Below are 14,567 nucleotides of genomic sequence, written 5' to 3'. Positions count from 1 at the left end.
ATGGACAGTATCGCCGCCGTCGCCCGCGCCCCGCATCACCCCTTCACGGTCGAGCCGATCGTCATCGATCCGCCCCGGCCGGGCGAGGTGCTGGTACGGATCGTCGGGGTCGGGCTGTGCCATACCGATCTGGTCGCGCGGGACCAGTTCATCCCGATCCCGCTGCCCGCCGTGTTGGGGCATGAAGGGGCGGGCATCGTCGAGGCAGTGGGTGATGGCGTGACCAAGGTCGTGCCGGGCGACAGGGTCGTGATCGGCTTTGCCAGTTGCGGCCATTGCGCGCGGTGCGACGAGCATCTCCCCTCCTATTGCCGCGACTTTCCCATGCTCAACTATGCGGGCACGCGAGCGGACGGCAGTTCGGGGCTGCGGCAGGGTGACGCGGCGTTGTCCGGCCATTTCTTCGGCCAGTCCTCCTTTGCCGGGCATGCGCTGGCGCAGGAGCGCAATGTCGTGAAGATCGAGGCGACGGATGTGCCGCTGGAATTGCTGGGGCCGCTGGCCTGCGGGTTCCAGACCGGGGCGGGCGGGGTGATGCGATCACTCGCCTGTCCGGCCGGATCGAGCATCGCCATCTTCGGCGCGGGACCGGTGGGCCTGGCGGCGGTGATGGGCGCGGTGATCCAGGGGTGCGCGACGATCATCGTGGTCGAACCCGTGGCCAGTCGCCGCGATCTGGCGCTGTCGCTGGGCGCGACCCATGCGATCGACCCGGCAGGAGAGCCTTCGCTGCCGGACGCGATCCGCGCGATCGTGGCGGACGGCGTCGAGTTTGCGTTCGAGACGAGCGGGCGGGAAGCGGTGGTGGAGGCGGCGCCGGCGTCGCTTGGCAGCCACGGCCTGCTGGGGCTGGTCGGTGTGCCGCCCCGGCCGGAAAGCAGCCTTTCCATCAATCTCGCTGCGCTCATCACCTATGGCCATCGCATCCATGGCATCATCGAAGGCGACAGCGACCTGGACAGCTTCATCCCGGAATTGGTGGAACTGTATCGGGCAGGGCGGTTCCCGTTCGACCGGTTGATCCAGACCTTCCCGCTGGCGCAGATCAACGCGGCGGTAGCGGCACAGGCACGCGGCGATTGCGTGAAGGCGGTTCTGATCCCGTAGCAATGACGACTATCGCTGAACAAAGGAATCCGCCTGATTCAGATGACCTTCGCCACCCAGCAGGCGGGTGAAGTTGGGCAATCCGGTATGCGCCGGGCGATGTGGTCGCGCGGATCGACCTGCACGTCGATCGGCCCGGCCTTATTTCGGAAGTCCTGGCGGAATCCGGCGCCCTGATCGAATATGCCGCGCCGCTGGTGCGTTTGCTGGCGGCATGAGGCCATCTCACTCCACCGTCACCCCGACTTGATCCGGGGTTCGGCTTGCCTTCATGCGTTATGCCAGGAATTGAGCGGGATGCCGGGTCACGCCCGGGATGACCAAAGGGGACTTGCGGGCACGCACCGCAATGGTAAGCTTCATTCCATGGGGGAGCAGGGAGACGTCAGATCGCACGGGTGCCTGCGCCTTGCCATTCCAATTGTCATATTGGTCGCGCTCGGCCTGTACAGCGCTGTCCCGCACCCGACTCATAATCCCAAGAGATTGAGGGCGATCGCAGCCGAAGCACGCCATCTGATGGCCACTCACCCGATCAACCCGATTAAGCAGGCTTCCGACGTTCCGAAGGATCAATGGCCGCCTGCGATTGCCGGATTGAAGCCCTATTATGTGACCGTCTATCGTGGATCGGTGCAGATCGTCACGAAACCGTTTTTCGACGGTGGCTGGGGATATGGCTTCGCGCCGGACAAGCGGAACCTTGGCATGCTGCCTGAATGCTGGTCGGATTTGGGGGAGGGCCTGTTCTGGCATGGCCCCTGCTGATGTTCAGCGCCGTTCTCCTAATTCCCGTCCGCATCCACCATGAACACCACCGGCTTGCCACGGGACGCCGGTTCCCATCCGGCCGCCAGCGCCGCGCGCACGCCGCGTGAGACGATCGCATCGTTGATCTGGAGCCGTCCGCGCTGCAACCCCTTCAGCAACCGCTTGGGCGGTGGGAATTCCAGCACCGCCTCGCGCTGCGTGTCGGCCTGCAACAGGGCGATCGTCATGCCGCGCCAGCCGTCGGCGTCGCTCCATTGCGGCTCCCGCCGAAGTTCCCATTCATATGTGACCCCGTCGACAAGGACGGTTCCGGCCTGATTGTGCATGTTGAGCATCGCCCCGCCATAGCAGGCGGGGAGCGGCAAGCCAGCCCTATCGTCCTGGCCATGCCAGTCATCGTGCGCCCGCCCCTGCTCGTCGCAACGGTCACAAGCCATCATACAGGCTATGCCACCCATCATCCCGAAGAAGAAAGAGGATGACAATCATGGCCGACAAGACCTCGTCCCGGATCATCGCTACCAGCGCCGCGCTCTTCGTGAGCGTTGCGACTATGGCGCCCGCCCACGCGCAGGCTGTTCTGGAAGGCACGGGCGAAACCTCTACGCTCGACTGTGCGGGGGGCAAGGCGACCGTGACCGGCACCAACAACCAGGTCACGGTCGAAGGCGCCTGCACCCATCTGACGGTCGAAGGGTCCGGCAATGTCGTCACGGCGCAGATGGCGGCGCAGTCCTCCATCAATGTCGAAGGGATCAGCAACAAGGTCAGTTGGCATACACCCGGCAAGACGTCGCCAAAGGTCAGCAGCGCCGGCGTCGGCAACAGCGTGACCCGCGCGCGCTAAAAAAAGCGCCTATTCTCGTCACTGCGAGCGCAGCGGATCAGGACGGCAACCAGGATCGATCGACGTTCAGATGATGACGAGCCGAGCCGCAGGCCACCGCAGGTAAAATGGTGGTTTTTCGTGACCCGGAGCGCAGCCTACTCAAAGTAGGTGAGCACCGGAAGCGCGGGAAAGCGCCATTTGCAGGCCGTCAGGGCTGAATGTCGATCGGCCCTGGTCGGCGACTCTGCCTGGATGGAGGCGAACTTCGTGTCGGGCCTCAAGCGGCTCCCGATCCGCTACACAGTGCGATCCTGAAAGACATGGGCGCCCCGTTCACCGGGGCGTCCTTATTCATCGGCCCAGCCAGTTGGGCGCGCGCTTCTCTGCAAAGGCCTTCGGCCCCTCGACAAAATCCTCCGACGCCAGCAGCGCCTTCATCGTCGGATAGTCCCATTCCGCTTCCATGCCATCCTGCATGGAGACGGTCAGGCCGCGATGCGTCGCTTCCTTGGTTGCACGGATCGACATGGGACTGCACGCCAGAATTTCGCTGGCCCACCGCCGCGCCGCCTCCAGCACATCGCCGTCGGTCACCTCCGTTACGAAGCCCAGCGTGAAGCCTTCCTGCGCACGCACGCGGCGGCCGGTCAGCAACATCCCCATCGCGCGCTGCAAGCCGATGATGCGCGGCAATCGCTGCATCCCGCCGGCCAATGCGGCGATGCCGACCCGCGGTTCCGGCAGCGCGAACAGGGCATTGGCTGACGCGACGACGATGTCGCAGGCCAGCACGATCTCGAAACCACCGCCCATGGCAACGCCGTTGACAGCGGCAATGACCGGTTTGTTGAGGTCGAACCGGCTGGTCAGGCCTGCAAAGCCCCCAGGCGGCGTCATCATGCCGCCGCCTGCCGCCTGTTGCTTCAGATCATGCCCCGCGCAAAAAGCCTTCGACCCAGCGCCGGTGATGATCGCGACCCACTGGCTGTCGTCGCTCTGATAGTCATCGAAGACCGACTGCAACTCCAGATGCGCCTCGGCATTCAGGGCATTATGCGCTTCCGGGCGATTGATCGTCACGATCGTCAGCGGGCCTTCCCGCACCACCTCGACATAGTGATAAATCATGCGGCGATCCTTCCGGGCTGGCGTTGCAGGAATCCGGCCAGGCGACCGGAAATGATCCGCTCGGCGTCCCCGACGATCTGCGCCAGCAGGTCATGACAGGTCGGAATATCATGGATCAGCCCCTGAACCTGCCCGGCCCAGACAAGGCCCGCGTCCAGATTGCCCGTCTCCAATGCCTCGCGCCCCCTGGCGCCGGACACATATGGCCGGATATCCTCGAACACGGCATCAGCCTGCTGGCTGATGGCGACCACCTGATCCGACACGCTGTTCTTCGCGACACGAGCGCTATTGTGGAACCGGCGAAAGATCATGTTGGTGGCGCGCTCGTCATTGGCGACGATGAACTGCTTCACGGCCTCATGGATCGGCGCTTCCACCGTGGCGCAGAAGCGGGTGCCCATGTTGATCCCCTCCGCGCCCAGCGCCAGTGCCGCCGCCAGCCCGCGCCCGTCGCCAAAGCCGCCGCTCGCCAGCATCGGCACTTTCACCTTGTCCGCCGCAGCGGGGATCAGGATCAGGCCGGGAATATCATCCTCGCCCGGATGGCCGGCACATTCGAAACCGTCGATGGAAATGACGTCGACGCCCATCCGCTCCGCCGACAGCGCATGACGGACGGCGGTGCATTTGTGCAGCACGGTGATGCCATGGCCCTTGAAATCCTCGACATGCTCTTGCGGCTTGTGCCCCGCCGTCTCGACAATGCGCACACCGCTGTCGATGATCGCCTTGCGATAGTCCGCGTAAGGCGGCGGCGTCACCGACGGCAATATGGTCAGGTTCACGCCAAACGGCTTGTCGGTCATGGACCGGCAACGGTCGATTTCCCGTCGCAGATCGTCCGGCGTCGGCTGCGTAAGGGCGGTCAATATGCCAAGCCCCCCGGCATTGGAGACGGCAGCGGCCAGCTCCGCCCGGCCGACCCACATCATGCCGCCCTGCACGATCGGATGCTCGATCCCCAGCAACTCGGTGATGCGTGTGCTGATCGCCATTACAGCGCCTCCACGATGGTCACATTGGCGATGCCGCCACCCTCGCACACGGTTTGCAGGCCATAGCGCTGGCCGCGCGCGCGCAATTCATGCACCAGCGTCGCCATCAGCTTCGTGCCGGTCGCGCCCAACGGATGGCCGAGCGCGATCGCCCCGCCATTGACGTTCAGCTTGTCCGGATCAGCGCCCAGCGCCTTCAACCAGGCCATCGGCACCGGCGCAAAGGCTTCGTTCACTTCATACAGGTCGATATCGTCGATCGTCAGGCCCGCCCGCTCCAGCGCCTTGCGCGTGGCGAAGATCGGCTCCTCCAGCATGATGATCGGGTCGCCGGCCGTTACCGTCATGTTCACGATCCGGGCGATGGGGGTCAGGTCATGCGCCTTCAACGCCCGTTCGTTGACCACCAATATGCCCGAAGCGCCGTCGCAGATCTGGCTGGCATTGGCGGCCGATACCACGCCGCCGTCCTTCAGCAGCTTGACCGATCCGATCCCCTCCAGCGTAGCGTCGGCGCGGATGCCTTCGTCCGTCACATGCAGCCCGTTTTCGGTTTCCAGCGGCACGATCTGCGATGCAAAGCGCTTCGCCTGCGTCGCGGCGGCGGCGCGCTGATGGCTTTGCAGGGCATAACGGTCCAGCGCAGCCCGATCGAAGCCATATTTGACGGCGATCATCTCCGCCCCCTCAAACTGGCTGAACGTCTCGACGCCGAAGCGCTGCTTGATGCGGTCGCTGAACGGTCCCACGCCCACGCTTTCGCGCTGATGATAGCTGATGTTGGAGAACATCGGCACGCGCGTCATGCTTTCCGCGCCGGCGGCGATCACCACGTCCTGCGTGCCCGACATCACCGCCTGCGCCGCGAATTGCAGCGCCTGTTGCGACGATCCGCACTGGCGGTCGATGGTGACGGCGGGCACGCTCTGCGGCAGGCGGGAGGCCAGCACGGCATTACGGGCAAAGGCGAAGCCCTGTTCGCCCGCCTGCGTCACGCAGCCCAGGATCACATCCTCGATCGCGGCCGGATCGATTCCGCTGCGGTCGACCAAGGCGTTCAGCACCTCGCCGCCCATGTCGGCCGGGTGCCAGCCCGCCAGCGCGCCGTTGCGGCGTCCGCCGGCGGTTCTGACGGCTTCAACGATATAGGCTTGCATCATGTCATGCGTCTCCTGAAAAGTCTGGTTTGCGGCGCGCAAGAAAGGCGGCGACGCCCTCGCGGCATTCACCGCTACCGCCCGCCGCCGCGATGCTGCGCGTCTCCCGCTCCAGTTGCGCTTCGAGCGGACTGCTGGCGCTTTCCAGCAGCAGCGCCCGTGCGCCCGCGATCGCGCCGGTCGGCCCATCGGCCAGCATCCGGGCGATCTTCGCCACTTCAGCGGCAAAATCATCGTCGTCCACGGTGCGCGTCACCATGCCGATCGCTTCGGCTTCTTGCGCACTCACCTTGCGGTTGGTCAGGATGATTTCCTGCGCCCGGCGCAACCCGACATGGCGCGGCAACAGCCAGGACATGCCGCCATCCGGCGTCAGGCCGACGCTGCCATAAGCGGCGATGAAATGCGCCGATTGCGCCGCAATCACCACATCGCCCGATATGGCGAGGCTCAGGCCCGCGCCCGCGGCCGGGCCATTCACCGCCACCAGCGAGGGCTTGCCCATCCGCAGCAACCGGCTCACCGCCATATGCAGCGTGCCCGCCAGCCGGCTGAGAAAAGCCGGCACCTGATCGCCCGCCGCATCGAAGGCGGAAATGTCGCCGCCACCGCAGAACAGCTTGCCATTGCCGGTCAGCACCACGCAGCGAATGGCCGGATCATTGTCGCAGAGGATCGCGGCATCCAGCAGCGCATCGGCCAGCGGCTGGTTCACCGTATTGCCGGCCGCCGGACGGTTCAGCGTCAATGTGGCGATGGGACCGTCAATCGCGACGGTAACAGGCATATCGCTCATGCGCATTTCTCCATGGATTGGCGCGCCAGCGCGGACAGGCGCGGCAGGGCCTTGGCCCGTTCGCGCGCATGGGCGGACGCCGCCGTACCCCGGATCACGCGCCCCTTGATGCCGTGGAAGATCGCCGCCAGCCGGAAATAGTTGAAGGCAATGTAGAAATCCCAATGGGCGATGCCGGTACGCCCGGTCCGCGCACAATAGGCGGCGACATAATCCGCCTCGTCCGGAATGTTCAGCCCGCCAATATCCACGCCGCCCAGCCCCGCGACGATATCGGGCGGCATCTGGTACATCATCGCATGATAGGCGAAATCGGCCAGCGGATGCCCCAGTGTCGACAATTCCCAGTCCAGCACCGCCAGTACGCGCGGCTCCGTCGGGTGAAAGATCATATTGTCGCAGCGGAAGTCGCCATGCACGATGCTGCTTTCCTCGCCCGTCGGGATATGCTCCGGCAGCCAGGCAATCAGCGCGTCCATGTCCGGGTCGCGCCCGGCATCCTGATCCTCCAGATATTGGCGGGACCAACGACCGATCTGTCGCGCGAAATAATTGCCCGGCTTGCCATAGTCGCCAAGGCCGATCGCTGCATAATCAATCCCATGCAACTGCGCGATCGTCGCGTTCATCGCGTCGAAATGGGCTGGCCGCTCTGCGTCGGACACGGTCGGAAAAGTCGCGTTCCAGAATATCCGGCCCTCGACCATGTCCATGACATAGAACCAACTGCCGATGACGCTGTCGTCAGCGCACAGGCCAAACACCCGCGCCACCGGAAAGCCCACGCCGCCCAGCGCGCTCAGCACCCGCGCCTCGCGATCGACCGCATGCGCGCCCTTCAGCGTGTCGCCCGGCGGCTTGCGGCGCAGCACATAGCTGCGGCCCGGCGTCACCAGCTTGTAGGTAGGGTTGGACTGTCCGCCCTTGAACTGTTCGACGGTCAGCGGCCCCCGATAGCCCTCGACATGGGTATCCATCCACCGCGCAAGCGCCGCCTCATCGAAACGATAGGCATCGCGCACCGCCGTCGTGCCGGCATTGGCATCGTCGCCCACCGCGCTCATGCCGCCGTCTCCGTTTGCGCCTTTTTCCAGTCGCGCTTGATCTTCTTGGCCAGGCTCCATTTATGCACTTCGGTCGGGCCGTCATAAATGCGGAAGGCGCGGATTTCGCGGAACACCTGTTCCACGATCGTATCGCTGGTCAGGCCCGTGCCGCCCATCACCTGCACGCAGCGGTCTGCGACGCGCATCAGCGCTTCGGATACCGCGACCTTGGCCATGGAGCTTTCTGCCGTACCGAGCGATCCGCCATCCAGCACGCCCGCGCACCAGTCGATCATCAGTTCGGCCTGCTTCAGGTCGATCAGATTGTCCGCCAGCATGAAGCCGACGCCCTCATGATCGATCAGCGTCTTGCCGAACGCCATGCGACGATTGGCATAGTCGCTCGCAATCTCATTGGCGCGGATGCACGCGCCCAGCCAGCGCATGCAGTGCGACAGCCGCGCCGGGCTGAGCCGCACCTGCGCATATTGGAAGCCTTCGCCCGAATGGCCCAGCATCTGGTCGGCGGGTACGCGCAGATTGTCGATGGTCAGCACGGCGTGGCCGCCCGGCATCGAACTGTCGATCATATTGGGGATATGGTCGATACGGATTGCCGGGTCGGGCAGATCGACCAGGAACATGCAGGCGCCATCTGCGGACTTCGCCATGACGATGCCGATCCCGGCACCCTGCGCCCCGGTGATGAACGCCTTGCGCCCGTTGATGACCCAATGATTGCCATCCTGCACGCAGGTCGTACGCATCATCGACGGGTCTGATCCCGCGCCGCCCTCCATCGCCGGCTCGGTCATGAAGAAGGCCGACCGGGTGCGCCCTTCCACCAGCGGCTTCAGGAACCGCTCCTTGATCTCCGCGCTGCCGACCTTGCCCAGTAGGTACATATTGCCCTCATCGGGCGCGGCTGTGTTGCAGGCCAGCGGGCCGAGCGGCGACAGCCCGGTCTTCGCCAGCACGATCGCGGTTTCCCGCTGGTTGAGATGGCTGCCGTCGCTCAATATATGGGGCGTCAGCACGCCGGCTGCGCGCGCCTTTTCCTTCAACTCCTCGATCAATTCCTCGCTGGGGCAATCATGATGGTCCCGACGCGGATCCTGTTCATAGGGGGCGACGACATCGCGGACGAAGGCTTCGACCCTCGCGGCGATGGCGGCCGTGCGCTCTGCTCCCGCGCCACTCATCGTGGCGCCATCCGGATAGCGCCGTCCAGACGGATCACTTCGCCGTTCAGCATCGGATTGGCGACGATCTGCTCGACCATCAGCGCGAATTCGTCCGGCTGGCCGAGGCGGGTGGGGAAGGGCACCTGCCTGCCCAGCGAATCCTGCGCCTCCTGCGGCAATGTGGCGAGCAGCGGCGTCAGGAAGATGCCCGGCGCGATCGTCATGACGCGAATGCCGTAACGCGCAAATTCGCGGGCGATGGGCAGGGTCATGCCGACGATGCCGCCCTTGGACGCGCTATAGGCCGCCTGACCGATCTGCCCGTCGAACGCGGCGACGCTGGCGGTGTTGATGATGACGCCGCGCTCCTCGACGCCCACCGTCTCCGCGTCGATGATGCGCGCTGCGAATTTGGACAGGACGTTGAAGCTGCCGATCAGGTTGACGGTCAATATCCTGGAGAAGTCCGCAAGCGGGATCGCTTTGCCATCGCGGCCGATGACCTTGGCCGGCGGACCGACGCCGGCGCAGTTGGCGAGAATACGGGCCTTCCCGTTAAGCGCTTCGGCCTCCCCGATCGCCTGCTCGATCGCCGCTTCGTTGGTGACATCGACCTGCACGAAGCGCGCGCCGATCGCCTTGGCGTGGGCCTCGCCCAGTTGCGCATTCAGATCGAAGATCGTCACGTTCGCGCCGCCTCTGGCCAGCCGCGCCGCCGTGGCGCCGCCCAGCCCCGAAGCCCCGCCGGTCACGATCGCGCCCACTCCGTTGATGTCCATCGGCAATCCTCTTCTCGCTTTTTATCGAATCAAGAAACCCGTTCGATCAATATGCACTCACAAGTGTATTGTGCTTTTACGGGTTTCCTGTCAATGATCGAGACATGCAGAATTCTCCCTTCAGAAATGCGGCGCAACGGGAAGCGGACAGGGCGGCCAAACGCGACGCAGTGCTGCGCGCTGCCGTGCGGATGTTCAACGAACGCGGATTTTTCGCGACCTCGCTGGACGATGTCGCGGCCAGCCTTGGCATATCGAAGCGCACCATCTATCATTATCTGGCGAACAAGGATCAGGTGCTGCTGGAGTGCATCACCATCGGTCTGGAGCAATTGCTGGAAGCGGCCGATGAGGCGCGGGCAGAGCCGGGCAGCGGCCGTGACCGGCTGGTCAAATTCCTGCGCCGCTATGTCGAAATCAACATGGACGATTTCGGCATCTGTGTGTCGCGCACCGGGGAGGAGGCGCTCTCGCGCGAGAGCCTGCCGCGCTATCGCGCGCTCAAGAAGAAGATCGACGTCGCCATGCGCCAGATATTGGCCGAGGCGGTGGAGGACGGCTCGATCGGTCCGATCGACGTCAAGATGACGGCCTTCACGCTGGCCGGTGCGCTCAACTGGCCAGGGCGCTGGTACGATCCCAAAGGCGCCCTGACACCGGCGGAGATATCGGAGGCGATGGTGAAGGTGCTGATGGGCGGGCTGGACCCGCGCTCCTGATCCAATAGGAAAATGGGCCGGCGATTGCGATCGCCGGTCCCTCTATTTTTAAGCCGCGCTCTTTGCCGACCGCGCCGCCGTATAGCGGTTGTCCGGCACCGGCAGGCCCAGATGCTCGCGGAAGGTCGTGCCGACATACTCGCTGCGGAACAGGCCGCGCGCCTGCAAAATCGGGATCACCTTGTCCACGAACAGGTCCAACTGGCCGGGCAGGGGTTCGAACAAAACGAACCCGTCCGCCGCGCCGCTCTCGAACCAGGCCTGCAACCGGTCGGCCACCGTCTCGGCCGATCCGACGAAGGCGCCGCGCGGCGTTGCCAGCCGCTCGGCAATCTGGCGCAGCGTCAGATTTTCCCCCCGCACCTCCGCCAAAATGCGCAGCGTGCCGCTCTGCTGGCTGTTGAGGCCGATATGTTCGACATCGGGGAAGGGCGCGTCCAGATCATATTGGCGGAAGTCATGGTCGTTGAACGTGCGCGACAGATAGCCAAGGCCCGTGTCGATCGACTCCAGCGCCGCCAGTTCGCGATAGCGCGCCTCGGCTTCCTCGTCCGTATCGCCCACGATCGGTGCGATGCCGGGCAGGATGAACAACTGGTCGGAATCGCGGCCGAAACCCTTGGCCCGCGCCTTGACGTCGGCATAATAGGCTTGGCCATCCTCCTGCGTGGCCGCATGGGTGAAGATCACCTCCGCCCGCCTGGCGGCAAAGGCGCGGCCGTCATCGGACGCGCCGGCCTGGAAAATGACCGGCTGCCCCTGCGGCGTGCGCTTGATGTTCAGTGGCCCGCGCACCTGGAAGAATTCGCCCTTGTGATCCAGCCGGTGCAGCTTGTCGGGATCGACGAACTGGCCGCTCTCCTTGTCGGCGACATGGGCGTCTTTTTCCCAACTGTCCCAAAGCCCCTGCACCACATCCAGATATTCGCCGGCGATGCGATATCGCACGGCATGGGCCGGATGTTCGGCCTTGCTGAAATTGGCGGCGGTGTCGCCCAGCCAGGACGTGACGACATTCCAACCAGCGCGCCCGCCGCTCAGATGATCGAGCGAGGCGAATTGCCGCGCGACATTGAAGGGTTCGGAATAGCTGACCGTCAGCGTGGCGACCAGCCCGATGCGTGACGTGGTGGCCGCCAGCGCGGACAGGATCGTGATCGGCTCGAACCGATTGAGATAATGCGGGCTGGATTTCTCGTTGATCGACAGGCTGTCGGCGACGAACAGGAAGTCGAACTTACCGCGTTCGGCGGTCGCAGCCTGCCGCTGATATTGGGCCAGACTGGTGCTGGCATTGTTGTCGCGATCGGGGTGTCGCCAGTCGTTCCAGGTGCGCCCCACGCCATGCAGGATGAAGCCGAGCTTGATATGCCGCTGTTGGGCCATGGAGCGTCCTTTCCATGAAGAGTTGAAGGTCATGGAATAGGCGCGCGCATATCCGCGAACCAACGCGGACTGCTCGGTCATTTATGATTTGGCCAAATACTAAAGCCCTTCTGCCTCCACCCAATGGGCGCTGGTCAGTTCGCGGGCCAGCGTCCAGACCTGCCGGCGGATGTCCGGCACGGCGACGATTTCCCAATGGGCGCCGCGCGTCATCGGCCCGACGACATGCAGGCGGCCTTGCGCATCGCCATGGGCGGCGATGGCGCGGCACTGGCGATCCACGTCGATGCCGATCGCCAGCGGATCGGGCCTGATGTCGCCCCGGTCGAACAGGTTCCGCAGCAACGGATCGCTCACCCGCCGCAAATCGCCCAACGGCCCGGTGCAATTCACCACGCGCGCGACTTTCAGGCTCTCACTCTCCACCGCACCGCGCGGTCGCAAGCCGATCAACAGACCGTCGCCATCGGGCGCCGCCGTAGCCACCTTGGCCGCCTGCACCTCCAGCCGCCCCTGCGCGCGCAGCCCCTCCAGCCGCTCCGCCACACCGGGCGCGATGCGATGGCGATGCACATCCCAATAGGGGCGCAGATGGCGCAGGAAGCGGTTGCGCTCGTTGGCGCTGGCGGCGCGCCACATATCGGGGGTGAAGGGGCGCAACTCATCCACCGCATTGCGCCAGCCGATCTCCGCCGCCCGATCGCGCACCGTGCGCACCAGTTGGGATATGGGACCGGTGGGTCGGTCCTGACGCGGCGCATAGGGTGGGGCAGGGGCATGCGCCTGCGGGGCCATGCCACGGCGGGACAGGGCAATAGTCCGCCCCTTGTAACCCGCACTGTCCAGGCTCAGCGCGCAATCCACGGCGGTCAGGCCGCTCCCCAGCAACAGCACCACATCATCCGTCCCAAGGCCGGTGGCGATATCCGCAGCCCATGGATCGTTGACATAGGCCGGACGATCCAGGCCGACAAAGGCGGGCAGGTCGTGCGGCGGCAGATTGCCCGGCGCGATCACTGCGACATCGGCGTCCAATATGCCGCCCGATCGCAGCGCAACCAGGGCGCCGTCCTCTCTGACCACCAGATCCACGGCCTCGTCGCTCACGACATTAAACCGGTCGCCCGCTGCAGCACGCGCTTCATCCAGCATCGCGCACAGATAGCCGCCATAATCCCGGCGGGTCGCAAAACTGCCTCCCTGTCCCAATCCCTGTTCCGTCAGCCAGTCCACGAAATGACCGGGCTGGTCGGGCAGCGCGCTCATATTGGCGGCGCGCACGTTCAGGATATGGTCCGCCTGCGCCGCCCCATAGGCCAGCCCGCGCCCCAGCCGGTCGGGCCGCCGCTCCACCAGCGTCACGCGCACATTGCCGTGGCGCAGCAGGTTGATGGCCAGCAGCACGCCGCTGAAGCCGCCGCCAATGATGACGACATGATCGACCTTCAGCATGGATCAAGCATTTCTAATGGTTCCACCAGCATTGCTTGTGGGACATATCTCTACTGTTAAAATAGATAAAGTGTTATCTGCATCGAAGGAAGGACGATCATGAGCCTGTTGCGTTCCCTGCCCCAGCGATGGGCGCGCCTGCGCGAAGCGGCGCGCCGGGAGTTCCTCCGCGACCCCGATGTCGTCCTGTTCGAGCGGCGGGTAGAGCCGCTGGGCGACGCCACGCATGGTCTTTGATCCGCTTTCCCGGCGCGGATTTGTCGGTGCGGCGTCCTGCCTGATCCTGGCCGGGTGCGGCGCGGCCAGGGGTGGCAAGCCGAAATTGCGCGTCTCCATCACCGGCAAGGGCGAAGGCGATACCCGCCTGCTGTTCAAGGCGGCTGGCATCGTCCCCGAAGGATTCGACCTCGCCTATAGCGAGTTCCAGTCCGGCCATCTGGTGGTCGAGGCGTTGAACGGCGGCTCGCTCGATTATGGCGGGATGAGCGAAATCCCGCCCATCTTCGCGGCCGCCTCCACCATCCAGAGTTTCCGCCAGATCGCCGTCGCCCATGGCGACGTCAACAACCAGGTCGTGCTGGTGCCCAGGGGATCTAAGGCGAAGAGCATCGCCGACTTGAAGGGCAAGCGCATCGGCTATGTCCGCGCCACCACATCGCAATATTTCCTGATCCGCATGCTGGAGGACGTCGGCCTCGGCTGGAACGACATCATCCCGGTGGCGATGGGCGTGACGGACGGCGCGGCCGCCTTTTCGCAGGGCGCGCTCGACGCTTGGGCGATTTACGGCTTCCCGATCCAGCGCGCCATCGCGACCGAGGGTGCACGCATCCTCAAGACCGCTTACGGCATATTGTCGGGCAATTATCTGGTGTCCGCCCATGTCGATGCGCTGGCCGATCCGGAAAAGGCGAAGTTGATCGCCGACTATCTGACGCTGGTGCAAAAGGCTTATGGCTGGGCGGCGGCGCATCAGGATGAATGGGCGGCCATCATCGCCCAGGATATCGGGGTTCCCCGCGCCTATGTGCTCGACCAGTTCAAGCGCAAGAGCGCCAGCTATGAACTGCGCCCCGTCACCGACGAAGCCATCGCCTCGCAGCAACAGGTCGCGGACCTTTTCTATCGCCAGAAGCTGCTGCCCAAGGCGGTCGATGTGCGCCCGCTGTGGGACGCGCGTTTCAACGATGTCCTTCCCAAGAGAGGCTGAACCAT

At 64.7% G+C, this 14,567-nt stretch carries 16 protein-coding genes; 6 read left to right on the top strand and 10 right to left on the bottom strand.

The genetic code is table 11. The features are described from left to right. Together ASE85_RS14825 and ASE85_RS23110 are read left to right on the top strand one after the other, a co-directional pair. Nucleotides 1-1,107: an NAD(P)-dependent alcohol dehydrogenase gene (locus ASE85_RS14825; RefSeq protein WP_056689853.1), complete on the top strand. Its 1,107-nt coding sequence runs from the start codon at nucleotides 1-3 to the stop codon at nucleotides 1,105-1,107. Between the two features lie 366 nt (nucleotides 1,108-1,473). Continuing rightward, the gene (locus ASE85_RS23110; protein ID WP_235523551.1) at nucleotides 1,474-1,875 is read left to right on the top strand and encodes a hypothetical protein; all 402 of its coding nucleotides are present in this window, start codon (nucleotides 1,474-1,476) and stop codon (nucleotides 1,873-1,875) included. A 17-nt stretch (nucleotides 1,876-1,892) separates the two neighbouring features. On the opposite strand, the gene ASE85_RS14810 is transcribed toward ASE85_RS23110, so the two are convergent. Continuing rightward, entirely contained in the window at nucleotides 1,893-2,213 is a 321-nt protein-coding gene (locus ASE85_RS14810) for a hypothetical protein (protein WP_056690220.1), read from the bottom strand. Between the two features lie 152 nt (nucleotides 2,214-2,365). On the opposite strand from ASE85_RS14810, the gene ASE85_RS14805 reads away from it, so the two are divergent. Further along, nucleotides 2,366-2,725: a DUF3060 domain-containing protein gene (locus ASE85_RS14805; RefSeq protein WP_162237464.1), complete on the top strand. Its 360-nt coding sequence runs from the start codon at nucleotides 2,366-2,368 to the stop codon at nucleotides 2,723-2,725. Nucleotides 2,726-3,058: 333 nt separating this feature from the next. Here the strand turns inward: ASE85_RS14805 and ASE85_RS14800 are convergent, their stop codons facing one another. From ASE85_RS14800 to ASE85_RS14770, 7 genes are read right to left on the bottom strand one after another with little or no spacing between them, the layout of a single operon-like run. Continuing rightward, a complete protein-coding gene (locus ASE85_RS14800) occupies nucleotides 3,059-3,835 on the bottom strand; it encodes an enoyl-CoA hydratase-related protein (RefSeq protein ID WP_056689842.1) in 777 nt (258 codons plus the stop codon). Next, nucleotides 3,832-4,833: an NAD(P)H-dependent flavin oxidoreductase gene (locus ASE85_RS14795; protein ID WP_056689839.1), complete on the bottom strand. Its 1,002-nt coding sequence runs from the start codon at nucleotides 4,831-4,833 to the stop codon at nucleotides 3,832-3,834. Before ASE85_RS14795 ends, ASE85_RS14800 begins: the two co-directional genes overlap by 4 nt. Continuing rightward, nucleotides 4,833-5,993, bottom strand: a complete 1,161-nt coding sequence (locus ASE85_RS14790) for an acetyl-CoA C-acetyltransferase (protein ID WP_056689837.1) — start codon at nucleotides 5,991-5,993, stop codon at nucleotides 4,833-4,835. The genes ASE85_RS14795 and ASE85_RS14790 overlap by 1 nt, the downstream gene beginning before the upstream one ends. Nucleotide 5,994: 1 nt before the next feature. Beyond that, entirely contained in the window at nucleotides 5,995-6,792 is a 798-nt protein-coding gene (locus ASE85_RS14785) for an enoyl-CoA hydratase/isomerase family protein (RefSeq protein WP_056689834.1), read from the bottom strand. Then, nucleotides 6,783-7,850, bottom strand: coding sequence for a phosphotransferase (locus ASE85_RS14780; RefSeq protein ID WP_056689831.1), 1,068 nt, complete (start codon nucleotides 7,848-7,850; stop codon nucleotides 6,783-6,785). The genes ASE85_RS14785 and ASE85_RS14780 overlap by 10 nt, the downstream gene beginning before the upstream one ends. Then, a complete protein-coding gene (locus ASE85_RS14775; RefSeq protein ID WP_056689828.1) occupies nucleotides 7,847-9,034 on the bottom strand; it encodes an acyl-CoA dehydrogenase family protein in 1,188 nt (395 codons plus the stop codon). The genes ASE85_RS14780 and ASE85_RS14775 overlap by 4 nt, the downstream gene beginning before the upstream one ends. Beyond that, complete coding sequence (locus ASE85_RS14770) at nucleotides 9,031-9,795, bottom strand: SDR family NAD(P)-dependent oxidoreductase (RefSeq protein ID WP_056689825.1); 765 nt, start codon at nucleotides 9,793-9,795, stop codon at nucleotides 9,031-9,033. The genes ASE85_RS14775 and ASE85_RS14770 overlap by 4 nt, the downstream gene beginning before the upstream one ends. 104 nt (nucleotides 9,796-9,899) lie before the next feature. On the opposite strand from ASE85_RS14770, the gene ASE85_RS14765 reads away from it, so the two are divergent. Next, nucleotides 9,900-10,514: a TetR/AcrR family transcriptional regulator gene (locus ASE85_RS14765; RefSeq protein WP_056689821.1), complete on the top strand. Its 615-nt coding sequence runs from the start codon at nucleotides 9,900-9,902 to the stop codon at nucleotides 10,512-10,514. A 48-nt stretch (nucleotides 10,515-10,562) separates the two neighbouring features. Here the strand turns inward: ASE85_RS14765 and ASE85_RS14760 are convergent, their stop codons facing one another. Beyond that, a complete protein-coding gene (locus tag ASE85_RS14760; protein WP_056689818.1) occupies nucleotides 10,563-11,900 on the bottom strand; it encodes an LLM class flavin-dependent oxidoreductase in 1,338 nt (445 codons plus the stop codon). A 99-nt stretch (nucleotides 11,901-11,999) separates the two neighbouring features. Further along, nucleotides 12,000-13,352: an FAD/NAD(P)-binding protein gene (locus tag ASE85_RS14755; RefSeq protein WP_056689815.1), complete on the bottom strand. Its 1,353-nt coding sequence runs from the start codon at nucleotides 13,350-13,352 to the stop codon at nucleotides 12,000-12,002. A gap of 99 nt (nucleotides 13,353-13,451) precedes the next feature. On the opposite strand from ASE85_RS14755, the gene ASE85_RS23555 reads away from it, so the two are divergent. Together ASE85_RS23555 and ASE85_RS14750 are read left to right on the top strand one after the other, a co-directional pair. Next, complete coding sequence (locus tag ASE85_RS23555; RefSeq protein WP_200928366.1) at nucleotides 13,452-13,589, top strand: hypothetical protein; 138 nt, start codon at nucleotides 13,452-13,454, stop codon at nucleotides 13,587-13,589. Beyond that, nucleotides 13,579-14,562, top strand: a complete 984-nt coding sequence (locus tag ASE85_RS14750; RefSeq protein ID WP_056689812.1) for an aliphatic sulfonate ABC transporter substrate-binding protein — start codon at nucleotides 13,579-13,581, stop codon at nucleotides 14,560-14,562. Before ASE85_RS23555 ends, ASE85_RS14750 begins: the two co-directional genes overlap by 11 nt. Nucleotides 14,563-14,567: the final 5 nt, after the last annotated feature.

The sequence above is a fragment of the Sphingobium sp. Leaf26 genome (genome assembly GCF_001421665.1).
Lineage (GTDB): Bacteria > Pseudomonadota > Alphaproteobacteria > Sphingomonadales > Sphingomonadaceae > Sphingobium.
This window is presented reverse-complemented; position numbering and strand designations above follow the sequence as displayed.

Excerpts from the sequence above, each read along its gene's own strand:
- ASE85_RS14785 (WP_056689834.1), bottom strand. The coding sequence starts at position 6,792 with ATGCGCATGAGCGATATGCCTGTTACCGTCGCGATTGACGGTCCCATC.
- ASE85_RS14760 (WP_056689818.1), bottom strand. The coding sequence starts at position 11,900 with ATGGCCCAACAGCGGCATATCAAGCTCGGCTTCATCCTGCATGGCGTG.
- ASE85_RS14775 (WP_056689828.1), bottom strand. The coding sequence starts at position 9,034 with ATGAGTGGCGCGGGAGCAGAGCGCACGGCCGCCATCGCCGCGAGGGTC.
- ASE85_RS14800 (WP_056689842.1), bottom strand. The coding sequence starts at position 3,835 with ATGATTTATCACTATGTCGAGGTGGTGCGGGAAGGCCCGCTGACGATC.
- ASE85_RS14810 (WP_056690220.1), bottom strand. The coding sequence starts at position 2,213 with ATGCTCAACATGCACAATCAGGCCGGAACCGTCCTTGTCGACGGGGTC.
- ASE85_RS14795 (WP_056689839.1), bottom strand. The coding sequence starts at position 4,833 with ATGGCGATCAGCACACGCATCACCGAGTTGCTGGGGATCGAGCATCCG.
- ASE85_RS14780 (WP_056689831.1), bottom strand. The coding sequence starts at position 7,850 with ATGAGCGCGGTGGGCGACGATGCCAATGCCGGCACGACGGCGGTGCGC.
- ASE85_RS23110 (WP_235523551.1), top strand. The coding sequence starts at position 1,474 with ATGGGGGAGCAGGGAGACGTCAGATCGCACGGGTGCCTGCGCCTTGCC.
- ASE85_RS14825 (WP_056689853.1), top strand. The coding sequence starts at position 1 with ATGGACAGTATCGCCGCCGTCGCCCGCGCCCCGCATCACCCCTTCACG.
- ASE85_RS14765 (WP_056689821.1), top strand. The coding sequence starts at position 9,900 with ATGCAGAATTCTCCCTTCAGAAATGCGGCGCAACGGGAAGCGGACAGG.
- ASE85_RS14805 (WP_162237464.1), top strand. The coding sequence starts at position 2,366 with ATGGCCGACAAGACCTCGTCCCGGATCATCGCTACCAGCGCCGCGCTC.
- ASE85_RS14790 (WP_056689837.1), bottom strand. The coding sequence starts at position 5,993 with ATGATGCAAGCCTATATCGTTGAAGCCGTCAGAACCGCCGGCGGACGC.
- ASE85_RS14750 (WP_056689812.1), top strand. The coding sequence starts at position 13,579 with ATGGTCTTTGATCCGCTTTCCCGGCGCGGATTTGTCGGTGCGGCGTCC.
- ASE85_RS14755 (WP_056689815.1), bottom strand. The coding sequence starts at position 13,352 with ATGCTGAAGGTCGATCATGTCGTCATCATTGGCGGCGGCTTCAGCGGC.
- ASE85_RS14770 (WP_056689825.1), bottom strand. The coding sequence starts at position 9,795 with ATGGACATCAACGGAGTGGGCGCGATCGTGACCGGCGGGGCTTCGGGG.
- ASE85_RS23555 (WP_200928366.1), top strand. The coding sequence starts at position 13,452 with ATGAGCCTGTTGCGTTCCCTGCCCCAGCGATGGGCGCGCCTGCGCGAA.